This is a genomic window from Nocardioides sp. W7, from assembly GCF_022919075.1.
GTDB lineage: Bacteria > Actinomycetota > Actinomycetes > Propionibacteriales > Nocardioidaceae > Nocardioides.
Map to the genome: position 1 here is coordinate 363,411 of NZ_CP095078.1, position 18,321 is coordinate 381,731.

Consider the following 18,321-nt stretch of genomic DNA (forward strand, 5'->3'; position numbering starts at 1 on the left):
AGGCGACGCCGCCGGTCTCCCGCGTCGGCGGCCTCGTCCACTGACGACACCTACCTCCGCTTCGGCACCCTGACCCTCGCCGAGCCCTTGCTCGGCAGCACGAGCCCGCTGCCGCCGTACGTCACGACGTAGGTGTGCCTGCCCGCAGACGGCCGCTTGACGATCAGCGTCGCCCGGCCGTTCCTCAGGACCACCCGGGCCCTGACCGTACGACGCCCCTCGGTGACCGCGACCGTGCCCGTCGGCGCCGAGGCGGCGGCGACCGTGATCCTCAGCCGGACCGCCCGCTTCCTCTTGTCGTACGACGCCCGCACGGTCGTGCGGGAGACCTGCTTCACCTCCGGCACCGGGCCGATCGGGGCGGCGACCACCGCCGCGGTCGGGGCGGAGGTGGCGACGCCGGTCCAGTCCCAGAACCGCGCGGTGACCCGCAGCTGCAGGGTGGACCCGACATCCGCCCCGCCGAGCGGGTACGACGCGCCGGTGCCGACGACCGTCGCGCCCCGCAGCCACTCGTAGGAGTGCTCGACCCCGACGTTGACGTTCCACCGGCCCGGCGTCGCCCGGAGCACCTGCCCGACGATCGCGCTCCCGCCGATCGTCGGCACGTCGTACGCCGTCAGCTGGTCGGTCAGCGCGACGTCGACGTCGGGCGCGAAGGCGCCCCCCTCGACCGTCACCGGCGTGGCGGTGGTGAAGTTGTTGCCCGCGCGCCACCACCTCGGTGCGAGCACGACCGGTCGACCGGTCTCGGAGTCCCAGCCCTCGGCCTCGACGTGCACGCGGTACTGGCCGGGCTCCACCTCGGCGCTCCACGTGCCGTCCTCCTCGGCCCAGCCCGACCACACCTCGCGGCCGTCCTCGTCGACGACGGCCACCTCGGCCTCGAAGGCGGGCACGGGGCTGGTGACGGTGCCGCGCAGGCCGCCGTACTGCTGCAGGACCCCGTCGATGCCGGTGCGGACCTGGTCCCAGCCGACGACGACCTCCGCGGCGCGCCGCACCGTGGGCTGCTGGCCGTGGTAGATGCTGCGGTAGTCGAAGCCGTCCGGGTCCTCGGTCCGGTGGAACTCGACCCGTACCACGGTGTCCTCGCCCTCGGCCGTCTCCGCCTCGACGGCGTCGAGGGCGTAGCGGCCGAAGCGGTCCGTCCGGCCCCAGTCGATCGATTTCCAGCCGTCCCCGTCCCGCACCCAGGCCGTGACCTCGACGCCGGGGATCGGGGCTCCCGCGCGGTCCAGCGCCCGGCCCGTGACGGCCGCGCCGTCGGTGACCGGCTCGGCGATCGCGAGCGTCGCGTCGATGCCGGTGGTGACCTGCGCCTCCGTGACGGTCACCGGGGTGGCCGCGGCAAGGGACGTGGCGTCCTCGTAGTACTCGGCCGCGAACCCACTGATCCGATCCACGAAGCCGATGCGCACCGCGCCCGCCTTCAGCCGGTCGATCCGGTAGCGCCCGTCGGCATCGGTCTCCACCGACCCCAGCGGCGCCCCGGTCGCCGCGAACGCGCCGACCAGTACGTCGTCTACGGGAGCACCGTCGGAACCGGTCACCCGGCCGGAGACCGATCCGACGGGACGCAGCTCGACCTCAGGCACCCGGATCCCCGTGCTGCCGGTCGGCAGGCTGAGGGACTCGCTGTCAGCGCGCACGGCGACGTCGTCGTACCACTCCTCGGCCAGGTCGCCGTCGGTCGGCGGCAGGAACTGCAGCTGGCGGTCGGCGGCACCGGTCGTGGCGATGCGATAGACGCCGTCGAGGTCGGTCTGCGCCGACTGCTCCGGCTCTTCCCCGGAGGTCCGGAAGACCTGGACGGTGCCACCGACCACGGGATCGCCCTCCTCGTCGACGACCCGACCCACGAGGACGTTGCTGCGCGGGTCGAGGTCGACCGGGTCGAGCACCACGTCGTCGTCCTCGACGGTGACGACCTCGGCCTGCCCGGGGTCGGTCGTGTCGCCGTAGAACTCAGACGCCCAGAGCGACGAGTCCGTGGCGATGTGGAACGTGTACTCCCCCTCTTCCAGCGTCATCTTCAGCGGATATCCGGCACCGCCGTAGACGGTGTCCTGGGGGATGAAGTCCTCCCCGTCCTTGAGGTACGGCGTCACGAGCACCTGGCCGGTGGTGCTCAGACGCTGGCCGCCACCGGTGACGTTCACCGTCACGGTCTCGGACAGGCCGTCGGCCGCCGTGGCGGAGGTGGTGGGCACCAGGACCCCCGCGACGGCGACGGCACCGGCGAGGATCAGGGCGGGGAGTCGGGTCGAAGGGGGGTGCACGATCTCGCTTCCTGGTGAGAGACGGTCCTAACAGCGGGGAAACTAATCCCGATCCGCCTCGGGCAAAGACGGTTCGGCCGGATCGGGCCGGTCCTGCGGCGATGGTCCAGACCGGGCGCGTGCCCGGTCACCCGACCCACGACCACTAGGCTCAGCGCCCATGAGCGGCGAGCAGCACCCGGGGGACGACGGAGCGGGACGACGCTGGCGGCGACGCCAGTCCCCCACCTCCGCGGCGGTTCCGGCTGCCGTCGCGGCGCCCTCGCCGGAGGAGTTCGCCGGGCTGATGCGCGAGGCGACGGCCGCGGCCGAGCAGGCGACCGCACTGCGCCGCTCGGCCGAGCTCGCGGCGGCCGAGGCCCACGCCGAGAGGCTGGTCGCCGAGGAGGCCGCCCGCGACGCGACGCGGGCCCGCGAGTCGGCCGAGCAGTCGCTGGCGTCGTACCGCACCACCGTCGAGGAGGCGTACGGCGTCCGCACGGCCGCCGAGGAGGCCGCGGCGCGCGCGGCCCAGGAGGTCGCGACCGCGCACGAGTCCGCGGCCGAGACCGCGCGACTGCGCGAGGAGGCCGAGCAGGCCGCGACCCGGCAGGCCGAGGCGGCCACGGAGGCCGCGCGACTGCACGAGGAGGCCGAGCGCGCGGCGACCGACGCCGCGGACGCCCGGCAGGCGGCCGAGACGGCCGCCCGCGAGCAGGCCGAGGCCGCCACCGCCGCGCACGAGGCGCAGCTGGCCGCCGAGGAGGCCGCCCGGACGGCGGCCGTGACCGCGCAGGCCGCCCACGAGGCCCGCCTGGCCGCCGAGGAGGCCGCCCGACGACTGGCCGAGGACGCGGAGGCCGCCCACCGCGACCGGACCTCTGCCGAGGAGGCGCTGCGCGAGGCGTCCGCCGCCGCCACGACCGCGGCCGAGCAGCACTCGGAGCTCACCCGGATCGCCACCGAGCAGCGCGAGGCCGCGGAACGGGCCGCGGCCGAGCAGGCCACCGCGCGAGCAGCCGCCGAGACCGCGGCCGCCGAGCAGGCCGCGGCGCGCACCGCCGCCGACGAGGCCGCCACCGCCGCCGCGAACGCCGCCGAACAGGCCCACACCGCCCGCACCACCGCGGAGCGGGCCGCGGCCGACCAGGCCGCTGCCGCCGAGGCCGCCCACACCGCCCGCCTCCAGGCCGAGGAGGCCGGTCGTCACCAGGCCGCCCTCGCCGGCCAGGCCGCCGCCGCCGAGACCGCCGCCCACACCACCGCCACCGAGCAGGCCCAGGCCGCAGCACAGGCCCACGAGGCCCACGCCGCCGCCGACGAGGCCGCGGCCGAGCAGGCCTCCGCACGCGCGGCCGCCGAGACCTCGGCCGCGGAGCAGGCCGCGGCCCGCACCGCCGCCGACGAGGCCGCGACCACCCAGGCGAACGCCGCCACCGAGGCCCACTCCGCCCGCACCACCGCGGAGCAGGCCGCGGCCGACCAGGCCGGTGCCGCCGAGGCCGCGAACGCCGCCCGCCTCCAGGCCGAGGAGGCCGGTCGTCACCAGGCCGCCCTCGCCGGCCAGGCCGCCGCCGCCGAGACCGCCGCCCACACCACCGCCACAGAACAGGCCCAGGCCGCAGCACAGGCCCACGACGCCCGCGCCGCCGCCGACGAGGCCGCTGCCGAGCAGGCCACCGCCCGCGCGGCCGCCGAGACCGCGGCCGCCGAGCAGGCCGCGGCGCGCACCGCCGCCGACCAGGCCGCCGCCGCCGCCGCTAACGCCGCCGAACAGGCCCACACCGCACGCACCACCGCCGAGCAGGCCGCCGGCACGGCCGCGGAGCAGGCCGAGGCCGCCCACACCGCCCGCCTCGAAGCCGAGGAGGCCGCCCGCGATCAGGCCGAGGCCGCCGGCCAGGCCGCCGCCGCCGAGCAGGCCGCCCACACCACTGCCACCGAACAGGCCCGGGCCGCGGCCGCTGCCCACGACGCCCGCGCCGCCGCCGACGCGACCGCAGCCGAGCACGCCGCGGGCGCGCAGGCGGCGTACGACGCCCGCGCCGCCGCCGAGCAGGCAGCCGAGCAGGCCTTCACCGCCCGCACCGCCGCCGACGACGCCGCCCGGGCCCAGGCCGCGGCCGCCGCCCGCGCGCTCACCGAGCGGATCGCGGCCGAGCAGGCCGCCGCCGGGGCCGCCACCGTCAGCGAGCAGGCGCACGCCGCACGCACCGGCGCCGAGCAGACGGCCCGCGAGCAGGCCGAGGCCGCCGGCCAGGCGGCCGCCGCCGAGCACGTCGCCCACACCACCGCCGCCGAGCAGGCCGAGGCGGCCGCCGCCGCCCACGGCGCGCGCACAGCCGCCGAGCTGGTGGCCGTCGAGCTGGCCACGCAGGCCGAGGCCGCCCACCGGGGCCGCGCGGAGGCCGAGGCCGTCGCCGCAGCCGCGGTCGAGGCCCGCACCCGCGCGGAGGCCGACGCCCAGGCCCATGCCGAGCTCGCCGCCCAGGCCCACGCCGCGCTGACCGACGCCGAGCAGCGACTGGCGGAGCAGGCCGCGGCACTCGCCGCGGCACTGACCGCCCGCGAGGCCGCGGAGGCCGATGCGTCCGAGCACGCCCGGCTCCGGGCGGAGGTCGAGGACGCCGCCGAGCGACGTGCTGTCGAGCGGCAGGCCGTGGAGTCCTCGGTGCGCTACCAGGCCGAGCTGGCCCAGGCGGCGCTCGAGGAGCGGCTCGTCGCCGAGCAGCGGGCCGCCGACCTGGCCCACCAGCTCGCCGAGCTCCGCGCCCAGCAGCTCGGCGTCGACCCCGGCACGAAGCGGAGCCGACCCCGACCGGCCCCCACCGCCGAGGAGGCCGTGACGGACCCGCCGACCGGCCCGGTCACCTTCAAGCGCGGCAGCGGCCGGCGACTGCTGTCGGTGGTCCTGCTCGTCGCCGCCCTGGCCGCCGCCGCCGGCACGGCGTACGTCGCCTCCGAGCGCGACCTGCTCCAGCCGCTCGGCATCGCCCTTTCGGCGGCCACGGTGGTTCTGGTGCTGCTCGGCCTCGCCGTCCGGCCCCGCGGCCGGACCGTCACCGTGGACGACGGCGTCGTGGTCGTCGTCGACGGCGACAGCCAGCACCGCTTCGACCTCACCAGCGACCGCACCCAGATCGAGGTCCACGGCCAGCCGGGCGACCGCGGCTGGCGCCTCGACTTCGTACGACGCAGCATGCCGCCGGTCAGCATCGACCGCCGCTCGGCCGACCCCGAGGAGCTGACCCGCCTGCTGCGCAGGTGGCGCCCCGAGCTGTGATCGGGACGCCGGCCGTCAGGGCGGCCGGCGTCAGGGGAGCAGCGCGGCGCGGAGCCGCTCGGCGACGACGGCGTTCGCGGCCGGGGCGCTGCGCCCCGCACCGGCGATGTTGAAGAAGCCGTGGATCTGGTCGGGGAACCGGCGCAGCTCGACGGTGGCGCCGGCTTGCTCCAGCCGTCGGGCGTAGGCCTCGCCCTCGTCGCGCAGCGGGTCGAACCCGGCGGTGACGACCAGGGCGGGCGCGAGGCCGGCGGGCAGCTCGGCGTACGCCGGCGAGACCCTCGGGTCGAGCGGGTCGGCGTCGCCGACGTAGCTGCTGGCGGCGAGGTCGATGAACTCCTGGGTCAGGTAGAAGCCCTGCGCGAACAGCCGGGCGCTCAGGGTGGGGTGCGCGTGGTCGGTCACCGGGTAGATCAGGAGCTGGAACGCCAGCGGCAGCCCGTCGCGAGCCGCCTCGATCGCCACCCCGGCCGCAAGGTTGCCGCCGGCCGAGTCGCCGCCGACGGCCACCCGCCCGGGCTCGGTGCCGAGTTCGTCGGTGTGGTCGAGCACCCAGCGGTACGCCGCCTGGGCGTCGTCGTACGCCGCCGGGAACGGGTGCTCGGGCGCCAGCCGGTAGTCGACCGCCAGCACCCGCACCCCGGACCGCTCCGCGAGCGACCGGCAGCCCGCGTCGTGGGTCTCCAGGTCGCCGAAGAAGAAGCCGCCGCCGTGGAAGAAGACGAGCAGCGGCCCGGGCGTCGCGGCCCCGGTGGGCACGTAGAGCCGGGCGCCGAGGCCGGCGACCCGCAGGTCGCGCACCGACCCGATCGCCTGGTCGCCGCCGGCCAGGCGGGTGTGGTCGACGGCCGCCAGCCGGGCCCTCGGGATCGGCATCGTCTCGACGCCGGCCTTCCGGGCCAGGCGCTGCAGGCGCAGCATCAGCTGGGTGTCGGCGGCGAGCGTCTGCCCGTCGAGGTGCACGGGCCGCCCGCCCAGTCGGCGCTGCACCGGCTCCGGCAGGGCGAGCACGGCGGTCAGCAGCGAGCGTTCGACGCGATGACGCAGGTTCACGAGCGCCAACCTAGATGACCCGCGCCTACCGGCCCCCCGGTGCCGCTCCGGAGGACACCTGGCGTTCACCCGTCGATGCCACAATGGCGTCATGTCAGCCGAGATCGTCCCGGTCTCGTCGAACGAGGCCGCTCCCGAGGAGCCCTTCGACGTCGAGCCGCCGTACGTCCCCGACCACGAGGCGCTCGCCGCGGTCGAGAAGTACGACGACCGCTTCCTCGACCGGGAGCTCTCCTGGCTGCACTTCAACCAGCGGGTGCTCGAGCTGGCCGAGGACCCCACCCTGCCGCTGCTGGAGCGGGCCCGGTTCCTGGCCATCTTCACCAGCAACCTCGACGAGTTCTTCATGGTGCGCGTCGCCGGCCTCAAGCGCCGGATCGCCGCCGGCCTCGCCGTGCGTGCCGCCTCGGGGATGATGCCGCGCGAGGTGCTGGAGAGCATCTGGTCGACGACCCGCGGACTGAGCGAGCGGCACGCCCGGATCTTCCGCGAGGACATCGTGCCCTCGCTCACCGAAGCCGGGATCGAGCTGGTCCGCTGGGACGACCTGGACCGCGAGGAGCAGAAGTCCTGCAAGCGGCTGTTCAAGGACCGGATCTTCCCGGTGCTCACGCCGCTGGCTGTCGACCCGGCCCACCCGTTCCCCTACATCTCGGGGCTCTCGCTCAACCTGGCGGTGCTGATCCGCAACCCGAAGACCCGCAAGGAGCACTTCGCGCGGGTCAAGGTGCCGCCGATCTTCGCGCGGTTCGTCCCGCTCGGGAACCAGCGCTTCGTGCCGCTCGAGGACGTCATCCGCGAGCACCTCAAGCGGCTCTTCCCGGGCATGGAGGTGCTGGAGGTGCACACCTTCCGGGTCACCCGCAACGAGGACCTCGAGGTCGAGGAGGACGACGCCGAGAACCTGCTCGCCGCCCTGGAGAAGGAGCTGCTGCGGCGGCGCTTCGGGCCGCCGGTGCGCCTGGAGGTCGAGGAGTCGATCTCGACCTCGGTGCTGGAGCTGCTGATGGACGAGCTGGGCGTCGTCGACCAGGAGGTCTTCCGGCTGCCCGGCCCGCTGGACCTGCGCGGCCTGCACGGGATCGCCGATCTGGGCCGCGAGGAGCTGAAGTTCCCCGCCTTCCTGCCCACCACCCACCACCGGCTCGCCGAGGTGGAGTCCTCCGCACCGGTGGACGTGTTCAAGGCGACCCGGCGCAACGACGTACTGCTGCACCACCCGTACGACTCGTTCGCCACCTCGGTGCAGCGCTTCATCGAGCAGGCCGCCGCCGACCCGCACGTGCTGGCCATCAAGCAGACGCTCTACCGCACCTCCGGCGACAGCCCGATCATCGACGCCCTGATCGACGCCGCCGAGGCCGGCAAGCAGGTGCTGGTGATCGTCGAGATCAAGGCCCGCTTCGACGAGCAGGCCAACATCCGGTGGGCCCGCAAGCTGGAGCAGGCCGGCTGCCACGTCGTCTACGGCCTGGTGGGCCTCAAGACCCACTGCAAGCTCGCCCTGGTGGTGCGCGACGAGCCCGACGGCATCCGCCGCTACACCCACATCGGCACCGGCAACTACAACCCGAAGACCTCGCGGATGTACGAGGACCTCGGGCTGATCACCACCAACGAGACCATCGGCGAGGACGTCGCCCACCTGTTCAACAACCTGTCGGGCTGGTCGCGCAACGCGTCGTACGACGAGCTGCTCGTCGCGCCGGACTCGGTGCGCGACGGACTGATCGACCAGATCCACCGGGAGGTCGCCCACCACGCCGCCGGCCGGCCCGCCCGGATCCGGATGAAGGCCAACTCGGTGGTCGACGAGGCGGTGATCGACGCGCTCTACCTCGCCTCGCAGGCCGGCGTCCCGGTCCAGCTGCTCGTGCGCGGCATCTGCGCCCTGCGCCCTGGCGTACCCGGCCTGTCGGAGACGATCGAGGTGCGCTCGATCCTGGGCCGGTTCCTGGAACACAGCCGGGTGTTCTCCTTCGAGAACGGCGGCGAGCCGGTCGTCTGGATCGGCTCGGCCGACATGATGCACCGCAACCTGGACCGCCGGGTGGAGGTCCTGGTTCGACTGCCCGGCGACGACAGCGTCACCGCGGTCGGCACCATGCTCGACCTGGCCTTCGCGCCCAGTACCTCGGCGTGGCTCCTCGACAGCGCCGGCGACTGGCGGCGCAACGAGGGTGACGTGCATCTCCAGGAGAGCCTGATCGAGCGTCAGCGGCGCCGCCGACCGAACTCCTGAGGGCCGCGGCGGGCATCCGACTTGTGTCGTTCGTCTGCCGACCCCCTAGCATGATGGGCGTTTGCTTCCCGCTCTCCAGGAGTTCTTCGTGGCGTTCCGCTTCCGGCCGGTCGATACCTCGTTCTACGATCTCTTCACCGACTCGGCCAACCACCTGGTGACCGGCACGGCGCTGCTGGCCGAGATGCTCAGCGAAGGCGCCGATCACGACGATGTCGCCCGGCGCATGCGCGACGCCGAGCACGCGGCCGACGACACGACCCACGCGATCATCAAGAAGGTCAACTCGACCTTCGTGACGCCGTTCGACCGCGAGGACATCTACTCGCTGGCCTCGGGTCTCGACGACGTCATGGACATGATGGACGAGGTCGTCGACATGATCCTGCTCTACGAGGTCCGGCAGCTGCCGGCCGCACTGTCGAACCAGGTCGAGGTGCTGCAGCGCTGCGCCGAGCTGACCTCCGCCTGGATGCCGCGGCTGCAGTCGATGCAGTCCCTCGAGGAGTACTGGATCGAGATCAACCGGCTGGAGAACACCGGCGACAAGAACCACCGCCGGATCCTGGCCAACCTCTTCTCGGGTGAGTACAAGACCATCGAGGTGCTGAAGCTGAAGGACATCGTGGAGTCCCTCGAGGACGCCATCGACGCCTTCGAGAAGGTCGCCAACATCGTGGAGCAGATCGCCGTCAAGGAGTCCTGACCCACGTGGAACTCGCGCTCGTCATCGCCGTAGTCGTCGTTGCCCTGACGTTCGATTACACCAACGGATTCCACGACGCGGCCAACGCCATCGCCACCTCGGTGTCGACGCGGGCGCTGACGCCGCGGGTGGCCCTGATCATGGCCGCCGTCATGAACTTCGTCGGTGCGTTCCTCGGCCAGGAGGTCGCCAACACCGTCGGCAGCGTCATCTCGCCGCCGTCCGGGTCGCAAGGCCTGGTCGTGGTGATGTCCGGGCTCCTCGGCGCCATCGCGTGGAACCTCATCACCTGGTACTACGGCCTGCCCTCGTCGTCCTCCCACGCCCTGATCGGTGGACTGGTCGGCGCGGCGCTCGCGTCCGGGACCCTCGTGGAGTGGTCGACGGTGATCGACAAGGTCGTCATCCCGATGATCGTCTCGCCGCTGTTCGCGTTCGCGGCCGGCTTCGCGCTGATGCTCGCGATCATGTGGTTGCTGCGCAAGCGCAACCCCCACAAGGTCAACCGCAACTTCCGGTTCCTGCAGACCGTCTCGGCCGCCGCGATGGCCCTGGGCCACGGCCTGCAGGACGCCCAGAAGACGATGGGCGTGATCTTCCTGGCGCTGCTCGCGGGCGGCTTCGTGGACCAGGGCGACGACCTCCCGCTGTGGGTCATCATCTCCGCCGCCAGCGCCATCTCGCTCGGCACCTACTCCGGCGGCTGGCGGATCATGCGCACCCTCGGTCGCCGGATCATCCACCTCGACCCGGCCCGCGGCTTCGCCGCCGAGGCGGTGGCCGCCACCGTGCTCTACACCACGGCGTTCATCTACCACGCCCCCATCTCCACGACGCACACCATCACCTCCGCCGTGATGGGTGTCGGGGCGACCAAGCGGTTCTCCGCCGTGCGCTGGGGCGTGGCGAAGTCGATCCTCGCCGCCTGGATCCTCACCTTCCCCATGGCCGGTGCCGTCGCCGCCGCCGTGTACCTCATCTGCCACTTCGTCTTCCAGCTGCCGTAGGCAGCTGGCGATAGTTGGTGGGGTAGTCCGTCACACCAGGGGGATTTTCTCCGTCAAGACCCCCCTCATGTGACGGACTACCCCGCCGATGCGCTCGGCGGCCCGCCGGCCGGTGCGATCAGGCCGCCCGGTGCGCCAGCAACCGGGCCCGCGACAGGTCGTCGAGGGCTCGACGCTGCTCGACGGTCTCGGTGGACTGCCACCAACTCGGCTTCTGCAACGTCCAGCGCCGATCCGTGACCGGTGCCGCCACCGCCCGGGCGTACGACGCGTGCAGCCGGTGTACGACGGCCGACGGATCGGCGACGTCGGCGCCGACCATCGCCACGGGGTGCAGACCGTGTCCACGAAAGCGCTCCTCGCGGGCCAGGTCCTTGGCCCTCTGGGAGCCCGTCAGGTGCAGGAACCCGTCGTACTCGCCGACGACTCCGGTCGCGGGGTCGATCAGGTCGGGGGTCCCGATATGGCGCCCGTCGAGATCGAACACCGGCACGTTGCATCGTGGAGGGGGCAGGCCTGCGTCGATCCACACGAAGCGCATCGTGTGCTCCATCGGCGACCAGACGTTCTCGTCGGCGTGCGGAAGGGCGTCGCGGCATTGTTGGACGCCCGTCCAGCCCGCCAGCCGTTCCTCGACGAGCTCCTGGCACTCCGCGGCGGAGACGAGGTCCGAGAACGCCGCGAGCTCGAGGACCCGGACCGCCGCGCGCACGCTTCGGGCATAGCGCATCTCGAAGCACACCGACCGCACCGGCGTCGTCACAAGGAGCCCGTCGTGCTCGATCAGCTCGTCCGGGGCGAGCCGCTCCTTGCTCGGCACGCGTCGCTGATCCGGCCTGAGGTTCCCTTCGCCGATGGCGAGCGTCACCGGTCGATCATCGGACCCGTCGAACCAGCGGCCGCCCATCCAGCTCAGGGCGCCCCAGCCGGTGACGCCGCCGTACGGCGGGAGCTCCCCGGCGGCCTCGACGATCCGCTGCGCCACCGGTTCGGAGTCGGTGCCGGCCGGGACGAACAGTCCGGCGGCGACCCGTCGCCAGCTCCCGCCCCGTGCCTGGTCCCGGGTCGGGCCCGCCACTCCGCTCGGGTCGACGGGGACTGGCGAGACCACATCCGGATGACCCGGATGAGGTGCAGGCGGAAGGCGGTCCAGTCGACGCACCCGTCGAGGATCGGCCGGATCCGCTCTGCCGGTGGTCCGGTTCCACAGCGCCCCACCATCCGGGGACGGGGAAGCCGCCTGTGGACGATACGCGGCCCGCGAGTACCGGCGGGGTACTCCGTCACACAGGTGGGGACAATTCCCACATTCGGCCCCCTGGTGTGACGGACTATCCCGCCAACCCGGCCACACTCCGTCAGGTGAACGGGTGCCGTTCGGTCGAACGGACTTCGCCCTTGCGCAGGTGTACGACGAGCAGCTCGCCGGGCTCCAGCTCCGGGTCGTCGACCCCGAGGTGGTCGTAGACCCAGGGCAGCACCGGCCGATGCGTGCAGAGCAGCCCGCCGACGCTGTCCTTCCCCATCCGGCCGATCAGCTTGTCGACGGCCCGGGCCGCCGAGGCCTCGGTCGCGGACTCCTCGCTCAGCCGGCCGGTGAGCTTCGAGCGAGCCCCCGTCTCCCGAACGTACGGCGCCACGGTCTCCGCGCACCGGGTCGCGTCCGAGCTGACCACCCGACGGACGTCGTACGCCGCGATCACCGGCGTCAGCTTCTCGGCCTGCGTGCGACCGACCGCCAGCAGCGGCCGCACCGGGTCCTCGTCGCGCCACGCCTTCCGCGACCGCGCCCGGGCGTGGCGCAACACGAGCAGCGGCAGGGTCCGGCGGCGCTTCTCGAGAGCCTCCTCGAGGGTGACCCGGTCGTAGTCGTAGCTCAGCCGGCTGCGCGCCTCGGCGACGTCGACCCAGGCCACCTGGTCGATCTCGTGGTTCGCGGCGTAGCCGCTCACGTCGTCGCTGCCGACCGCGCGACCGGTCCAGTAGAAGACCGACTTCATCCGGGCGCCGGTGTCGTAGCGCTGGCCACCCAGCGGCACCCCGAGCCGCACCCGCAGGCCGGTCTCCTCCTCCACCTCACGCACGGCGGCGGCGGTGCGGTGCTCGCCCCGGTCGAGCTTGCCCTTGGGGAACGACCAGTCGTCGTACCTCCCCCGGTGCACGAGGAGGACCTGGCGACCCGGCCGGAAGACGACCGCGCCCGCGGCGAGCACATCGGGGAGCTGACCCATACGGCTAGTCTCACAGAACCCCGAAACGCTGAGGAGACGGTGTGCGAGCACGGCTACGACCGGTCCTGGTCGTCACGCTGGTGCTGGTGCTCGTGGCCACTGCGGCGGTGCTCAGCGTCCGCTGGTGGCGCGACGCGCACCGCACCGAGCTCGAGCGGGCCTTCTCGCTGGCGCCGAGCGAGATCGAGCGGGCGTCCTGGACGGCCTGGGGGGCGGTACGACGCGAGCTCGGCGTCGACGAGCTCGACGAGCTGCTCGCTGCCGGCTACGACGCCGACCTGACGTCGGCCTCCGCGCTCGTGGAGTCGGCGCCGCTGCTGCAGGAGGAGTACGGCTGGTCGCCGGCCACCGTCGACTGGGAGCTGTTCAGCCAGTCCGAGGCGGGGGCGGCGGTCGTGGTCGGGCTGCCCGACGACCTCGACGTCGACGACGTCGGCGACCGGCTGGAGGCCCTCGGCTACACCCGCCCCGACGACGCCACGGGCGTGTGGAAGGGCGGCGAGGAGCTGGTGGCCACGGTCGCGGCGGGCCGCCCGTCGAGCCCGGTGCTCCAGTACGTCGCCCTGGACGCCGACGAGCAGCTGCTCACCCTCAGCGACAACGTGGGCTACCTCGGCTCGGTGATCGAGGACCGTGGTGGCGAGGACCGACTCACCGAGGTCGTCGACGCGGTCGGCGACCCGCTGTCCGCGTCGGTCTTCCGCGGCAGCTACGCCTGCTCCGCGCTGGCGATGGGCCAGGCCGACCCCGCCGACCAGGCCGAGGCCGACGAGCTCCTCGCCGCGGCGGGCGAGGTGCACCCGATGACCGCCTTCGCGATGGCGGTGCAGCCCGACCGCGACGTACTGGTCGCGATGGCCTTCGAGAACGACGACCAGGCCCGGGCCGACGCCGACAGCCGCGCCGTGCTCGCCTCGGGGCCGGCGCCGGGCCAGGGCGGCTCGTTCTCCGATCGGTTCACCCTCGGCGACGTCGTGGCCGACGGGACCGTGGTCACGCTGCCGCTGCGGCCCGCCGAGGGCGCCTACGTGCTCTCCGACCTCAGCTCCGGCCCGGTGCTCTTCGCGACCTGCTGATCCCGATGGCTCCTACCGGAAGCGCCGCAGGCGCAGGCTGTTGGAGACCACGAACACCGACGACAGCGCCATCGCGGCCCCGGCGAGCATCGGGTTGAGCAGCCCGGCGGCGGCCAGCGGCAGCGCCGCCACGTTGTAGCCGAAGGCCCAGAACAGGTTGCCCTTGATGGTCGCGAGCGTCCGCCGGGAGAGGCGTACGGCGGTCGCCGCGACCCGCAGATCGCCGCGCACCAGGGTCAGGTCACTCGCCTCGATCGCGACGTCGGCGCCGGTGCCCATCGCGATGCCGAGGTCGGCCTGCGCGAGAGCCGCGGCGTCGTTGACGCCGTCACCGACCATGGCGACGACCCGGCCCTCGGCCTGCAGCCGTTTCACGACGTCGACCTTGTCGGCGGGCAGCACCTCCGCGATCACGTCCTCGATGCCGACCTGGGCCGCCACCGCCCGCGCGGCGCGCTCGTGGTCACCGGTGAGCAGCACCGGCCGCAGTCCGAGGGCACGCAGCTCCCGGACCGCCTCGGCCGAGGTTTCCTTGACCCGGTCGGCCACGTGCAGCCACCCCCGCGGCACGCCGTCCCAGCTCACCTGGACGACCGTGTGTCCATCCGGCTGGTCGACGTCGGCAGCGGCGCGGCCGACCGTGACCACCCGTCCGTCGATGCGGCCCTCGACCCCCAGGCCCGCCGTCGCGCGGAACCCGGTCGCCGACGGCAGCTCTCCCAGCCGCTCGCGCGCACCGGTCGCGACCGCGCGCCCGATCGGGTGCTCCGAGGCGTCCTCGACGGCACCCGCCGCACGGAGGACGTCGTCCGGGTCCTCGCCGTCGGCGGCGACCACCTCGAGCAGGGTCATCCGACCGGTCGTGACGGTGCCGGTCTTGTCGAGGACGACGGTGTCGATCCGGCGGGTCGACTCCAGCACCTCGGGCCCGCGGATCAGGATGCCGAGCTGGGCGCCGCGGCCGGTGCCGACCATCAGCGCGGTCGGCGTGGCCAGCCCGAGGGCGCACGGGCAGGCGATGATCAGCACCGCCACGGCCGCGGTGAACGCGGTCGCCGCGGACGCACCCGACCCCAGCCAGAAGCCGAGGGTCCCGACGGCCAGCGCGATCACCACCGGCACGAAGAAGCCGGAGATCCGGTCGGCGAGCCGCTGCGCCTGCGCCTTGCCGTGCTGCGCCTCCTCGACCAGCCGGGCCATCTGCGCGAGCTGGGTGTCGGCGCCGACCCGGGTCGCGCGCACCAGCAGCCGGCCGCCCGCGTTGATCGTGGCCCCGGTGACCGCGTCGCCTGGCCCGACCTCGACGGGCACCGGCTCACCGGTGAGCATCGAGGCGTCCACCGCGGAGGTGCCGCTCTCCACACGGCCGTCGGTGGCGATCTTCTCGCCGGGGCGTACGACGAACAGGTCGCCGACCGCGAGCTCGCCCGCCGGCACCGACACCTCGACCCCGGCGCGCAGCACGGAGACGTCCTTCGCGCCCAGCGACAGCAAGGCCCGCAGCGCGGCCCCGGCCCGCCGCTTCGACCGCTTCTCGAACCAGCGGCCCGCGAGCAGGAACGTCGTGACGCCGGTGGCGGCCTCCAGGTAGATGTTGCCGAGCCCGTCGGTGCGCTCGATGGTGAGCCGGAACGGGTGGGTCATCCCGGTCTCGCCCGCCGTGCCCCAGAACAGGGCGACGAGCGACCAGCCGAAGGCGGCGAGCACCCCGAGCGAGACCAGCGTGTCCATCGTCGAGGTGCCGTGCCGCGCGTTCAGCGCCGCCGCCCGGTGGAACGGCCAGGCGCCCCACACCACGACGGGCGCGGCCAGGGTCAGCGAGAGCCACTGCCAGTGGTCGACCTGGAGCGCCGGCACCATCGCCATCGCGACGACGGGCACCGTCAGCACCGCCGAGACCACCAGCCGCTGCCGCAGCGCCTCGAGCTCGGGGTCGCCGGTCTCCTCGGCCGCCTCCGGCTCGGCGGCGTCCCGGGGCAGGGTTGCGGCGTACCCCGCCGCGGCGACGGTCGCCAGCAGGTCGTCGGGGGTCAGCGTGGACGGGAAGGACACCCGGGCCTTCTCGGTGGCGTAGTTCACCGACGCCGAGACCCCGTCGAGCCTGTTCAGCTTCCGCTCGATCCGGTTGGCGCAGGACGCGCAGGTCATCCCGGTGATGTCGAGCTCGACGTCAGTGCTCATCTCAGTGCCCATCTCAGTGCTGGTCTCAGTGCTCATGGCCTGTCCCGTGCTGGCCCGTCTCGGGCTCATCGGTCGCGCCCGCTCCCCCGACCTCGACGGTGAAGCTCGCGGTGCGCACCACGCCCTCGTGCTGGAAGTCCAGGAAGAGCCGGTAGGTCCCCGCGCTCGGGAAGCTGGTGTGGAACCGGATCGCGGGCCCGGTCCCGTCGCCCTCGTCCGGGTGGACGTGCAGGTAGCCGAGGTCGCCGGAGCGCAGCGCGACCAGGTGGCCGTTGGCGCCGAGATAGGGCTCCAGGTCGGTCACGGGCTCCCCGCGGCGCTGGACGGTGAGCGCGAGCTCCGTCTCGACGCCCGCCTGCAGCAGGCCGCCGAGCGTCACGTCGTACCCGTCGACCGAGGAGCTCAGCGTCTGCTCGCCCAGCGGCTCGGGGTCGAAGTCGCCCGGGACGGTCAGGTCGGCGCCGAGCACCACCGGCTCGCCGCCGGTGGGGGCGGTGTCGGCCAGCACCCGCCACACGCCGGGGGTCAGGTCGAGGTCGACGGACCAGGTGCCGTCGACCGCGCGGTCCGGGTGGACGTGCTGGAAGCCGGTCAGGTCGCGGCGCACCGCGATCAGGTGCAGCTCCTTCTCGTGCTGGACGTCGTACGACGTCACCGGGGCGCCGTCCGGACCCATGACGTGGAACGCGAGGCGCTGCCGTCCCGGCGCCAGCCGGTCCTCGACCAGGTGCAGGGTGTAGCCGCCCGCGGCGCTCTCCAGCCCGGCCGGAGTCGTCGAGGCATGGCCGCCGGCCGCTTCCTGCCCGCTCCCCGCGTGCCCGTCCTCCGCGTGCCCGCCCGCCTCGTGAGCGGTCGGCTCGGTGTCGTCCGGACCCACCAGGCGGCCCAGACCGATCCCCGCACCCAGCACGAGCGCCAGGATCCCGCCGAACGCGGCGACCCGCGCCGGCGTCCCGGTCATGACTCCCATCGCGCTCACACCAACCGGTAGCCGGCTTCCTCGACCGCAGCGGCCACGGCCGCCGGGTCGAGGGAGCCGTTGCTGGTGACGACGACCCGGCCGGTCTCGTGGGAGGCCTCGACCGCGGTCACGCCCGGGATCTCACCGATCTCCTCGCGCACCGACAGCTCGCAATGACCGCAGGTCATGCCGCCGACGTTCCAGGTGGTCTGCTCGCTCATCTTCTCGTTCCTTCGTCTGGGTTGCTCAGGACCGGACCAGGCGGGTGATCGCCTCGAGGGCCTCGGCGACCTTCGCCCGCCCCTCGGCGTCACCGCTCCGGGCTGCGTCGACGACGCAGTGGTGCATGTGCTCCTCGAGCAGGCCGAGGGAGACGGCCTGGAGGGCCTTCGTCATCGCGGCCACCTGGGTCAGGATGTCGATGCAGTACTGCTCCTCCTCGACCATCCGCTGCAGACCCCGGGCCTGGCCCTCGATCCGGCGCAGCCGCTTCAGGTAGTCGTCCTTGCGGTGGATGTAGCCGTGCTGGTGTCCGCTCTCGCCTGCCATGCCTAAGACCCTACCCCCCTAGGGTATCAACCTCAAGGCGCAGAAAAGCCCCGCTCGTGGAGCGGGGCTGCTCAACTCTCGGCGCGAGGCGCGGGCACGACGCCCAGGATCTCGTCGATCTCGGCTGGGGACAGGTGATCGTCGGCCTCGCTGGCCGCGATGATGAGGTTGGTCGTGAGCTCGACCTCACCCAGCAGGTCGGCATCTTCCAAGGTGACGTCGAACTGGTCGTGCACGCCTGCCTCCCAGTCTGATGTCACTGCCTCATGTCGCTGCCTGATCGTCGCTGCTGATCGTCACTCACGCGGGCCCGGGACTCCGGACGCACGTCCCGGAAATACGTTCCCCACCCAGAGTACGACTAAACCGCGATCGCGACCCCGGACCCGGCCCACCCGGTGACGCACAGACCTCCGGAAGACAGCACGAGGCCCCACCCGTGACGGGTGGGACCTCGTGGTGGCTGTGGTCAGACAGGTGCCAGACCAGTGCCGGTCTTGTCAGACGGCGCGAACGTTCTCCGCCTGGGGGCCCTTCGGGCCCTGGGTGACGTCGAACTCAACCTTCTGGTTCTCGTCCAGGGACTTGTAGCCCTGGGTCTGGATCGCCGAGTAGTGCACGAAAACGTCGTCGCCGCCGTCCTCCTGCGCAATGAAGCCGAAGCCCTTCTCAGCGTTGAACCACTTCACGGTGCCTTGAGCCATGTGCTCGTTACTCCTGATATCGGAACGAGAGGCCATCACATCGACGGCCCCACACCAGATGCGGTGA

15 protein-coding genes are annotated in these 18,321 nt (G+C 73.3%); 5 read left to right on the top strand and 10 right to left on the bottom strand.

Going from position 1 to position 18,321, the window contains the following annotated elements:
• Positions 1-50 precede the first annotated feature (50 nt).
• On the bottom strand, positions 51-2,282 hold the full coding sequence (locus MUB56_RS01815; RefSeq protein WP_244930212.1) for a carboxypeptidase regulatory-like domain-containing protein: 2,232 nt from the start codon (positions 2,280-2,282) through the stop codon (positions 51-53).
• A 160-nt stretch (positions 2,283-2,442) separates the two neighbouring features.
• On the opposite strand from MUB56_RS01815, the gene MUB56_RS01820 reads away from it, so the two are divergent.
• Positions 2,443-5,544: a hypothetical protein gene (locus tag MUB56_RS01820; RefSeq protein WP_244930213.1), complete on the top strand. Its 3,102-nt coding sequence runs from the start codon at positions 2,443-2,445 to the stop codon at positions 5,542-5,544.
• Positions 5,545-5,574: 30 nt separating this feature from the next.
• On the opposite strand, the gene MUB56_RS01825 is transcribed toward MUB56_RS01820, so the two are convergent.
• A complete protein-coding gene (locus MUB56_RS01825; protein WP_244930214.1) occupies positions 5,575-6,597 on the bottom strand; it encodes an alpha/beta hydrolase in 1,023 nt (340 codons plus the stop codon).
• Positions 6,598-6,688: 91 nt separating this feature from the next.
• Between MUB56_RS01825 and MUB56_RS01830 the strand changes: the two genes are divergently transcribed.
• The 3 genes from MUB56_RS01830 (at position 6,689) to MUB56_RS01840 (ending at position 10,552) form a co-directional block, all read left to right on the top strand.
• A complete protein-coding gene (locus MUB56_RS01830) occupies positions 6,689-8,839 on the top strand; it encodes an RNA degradosome polyphosphate kinase (protein WP_244930215.1) in 2,151 nt (716 codons plus the stop codon).
• Positions 8,840-8,927: 88 nt separating this feature from the next.
• Positions 8,928-9,545 (top strand): DUF47 family protein, encoded by a 618-nt coding sequence (locus MUB56_RS01835; protein WP_244932335.1) that lies wholly within the window; start codon positions 8,928-8,930, stop codon positions 9,543-9,545.
• Positions 9,546-9,550: 5 nt separating this feature from the next.
• Positions 9,551-10,552 carry an inorganic phosphate transporter gene (locus MUB56_RS01840; protein ID WP_244930216.1) on the top strand — a complete coding sequence of 334 codons (1,002 nt, stop codon included), beginning with the start codon at positions 9,551-9,553 and terminating at the stop codon, positions 10,550-10,552.
• A gap of 118 nt (positions 10,553-10,670) precedes the next feature.
• On the opposite strand, the gene MUB56_RS01845 is transcribed toward MUB56_RS01840, so the two are convergent.
• Together MUB56_RS01845 and MUB56_RS01850 are read right to left on the bottom strand one after the other, a co-directional pair.
• Positions 10,671-11,630 (bottom strand): hypothetical protein, encoded by a 960-nt coding sequence (locus tag MUB56_RS01845; protein WP_244930217.1) that lies wholly within the window; start codon positions 11,628-11,630, stop codon positions 10,671-10,673.
• 280 nt (positions 11,631-11,910) lie between these two features.
• Positions 11,911-12,783: an NUDIX hydrolase gene (locus MUB56_RS01850; protein ID WP_244930218.1), complete on the bottom strand. Its 873-nt coding sequence runs from the start codon at positions 12,781-12,783 to the stop codon at positions 11,911-11,913.
• A 41-nt stretch (positions 12,784-12,824) separates the two neighbouring features.
• Here MUB56_RS01850 and MUB56_RS01855 point away from each other — a divergent pair, with 41 nt between their 5' ends.
• Entirely contained in the window at positions 12,825-13,859 is a 1,035-nt protein-coding gene (locus MUB56_RS01855) for a hypothetical protein (RefSeq protein ID WP_244930219.1), read from the top strand.
• Between the two features lie 12 nt (positions 13,860-13,871).
• On the opposite strand, the gene MUB56_RS01860 is transcribed toward MUB56_RS01855, so the two are convergent.
• The 6 genes from MUB56_RS01860 to MUB56_RS01885 all read right to left on the bottom strand — a co-directional run bounded on the left by MUB56_RS01860 (position 13,872) and on the right by MUB56_RS01885 (position 18,254).
• A complete protein-coding gene (locus MUB56_RS01860; RefSeq protein WP_244930220.1) occupies positions 13,872-16,076 on the bottom strand; it encodes a heavy metal translocating P-type ATPase in 2,205 nt (734 codons plus the stop codon).
• Positions 16,066-17,001, bottom strand: a complete 936-nt coding sequence (locus MUB56_RS01865; protein ID WP_244930221.1) for a hypothetical protein — start codon at positions 16,999-17,001, stop codon at positions 16,066-16,068. The genes MUB56_RS01860 and MUB56_RS01865 overlap by 11 nt, the downstream gene beginning before the upstream one ends.
• Before the next feature lie 14 nt (positions 17,002-17,015).
• Entirely contained in the window at positions 17,016-17,222 is a 207-nt protein-coding gene (locus MUB56_RS01870; protein WP_244930222.1) for a heavy metal-associated domain-containing protein, read from the bottom strand.
• Between the two features lie 25 nt (positions 17,223-17,247).
• Positions 17,248-17,550, bottom strand: a complete 303-nt coding sequence (locus MUB56_RS01875; protein ID WP_244930223.1) for a metal-sensitive transcriptional regulator — start codon at positions 17,548-17,550, stop codon at positions 17,248-17,250.
• Positions 17,551-17,621: 71 nt separating this feature from the next.
• The gene (locus tag MUB56_RS01880) at positions 17,622-17,786 is read right to left on the bottom strand and encodes a hypothetical protein (protein ID WP_244930224.1); all 165 of its coding nucleotides are present in this window, start codon (positions 17,784-17,786) and stop codon (positions 17,622-17,624) included.
• A gap of 264 nt (positions 17,787-18,050) precedes the next feature.
• Positions 18,051-18,254 (bottom strand): cold-shock protein, encoded by a 204-nt coding sequence (locus MUB56_RS01885; RefSeq protein ID WP_068108172.1) that lies wholly within the window; start codon positions 18,252-18,254, stop codon positions 18,051-18,053.
• Between the last annotated feature and the right edge of the window lie 67 nt (positions 18,255-18,321).

What these genes read in the sequence shown, in the direction of transcription:
- MUB56_RS01885 (WP_068108172.1), bottom strand. Translation starts at nt 18,254, where the DNA reads ATGGCTCAAGGCACCGTGAAGTGGTTCAACGCTGAGAAGGGCTTCGGC.
- MUB56_RS01865 (WP_244930221.1), bottom strand. Translation starts at nt 17,001, where the DNA reads ATGACCGGGACGCCGGCGCGGGTCGCCGCGTTCGGCGGGATCCTGGCG.
- MUB56_RS01870 (WP_244930222.1), bottom strand. Translation starts at nt 17,222, where the DNA reads ATGAGCGAGCAGACCACCTGGAACGTCGGCGGCATGACCTGCGGTCAT.
- MUB56_RS01850 (WP_244930218.1), bottom strand. Translation starts at nt 12,783, where the DNA reads ATGGGTCAGCTCCCCGATGTGCTCGCCGCGGGCGCGGTCGTCTTCCGG.
- MUB56_RS01820 (WP_244930213.1), top strand. Translation starts at nt 2,443, where the DNA reads ATGAGCGGCGAGCAGCACCCGGGGGACGACGGAGCGGGACGACGCTGG.
- MUB56_RS01830 (WP_244930215.1), top strand. Translation starts at nt 6,689, where the DNA reads ATGTCAGCCGAGATCGTCCCGGTCTCGTCGAACGAGGCCGCTCCCGAG.
- MUB56_RS01860 (WP_244930220.1), bottom strand. Translation starts at nt 16,076, where the DNA reads ATGAGCACTGAGACCAGCACTGAGATGGGCACTGAGATGAGCACTGAC.
- MUB56_RS01875 (WP_244930223.1), bottom strand. Translation starts at nt 17,550, where the DNA reads ATGGCAGGCGAGAGCGGACACCAGCACGGCTACATCCACCGCAAGGAC.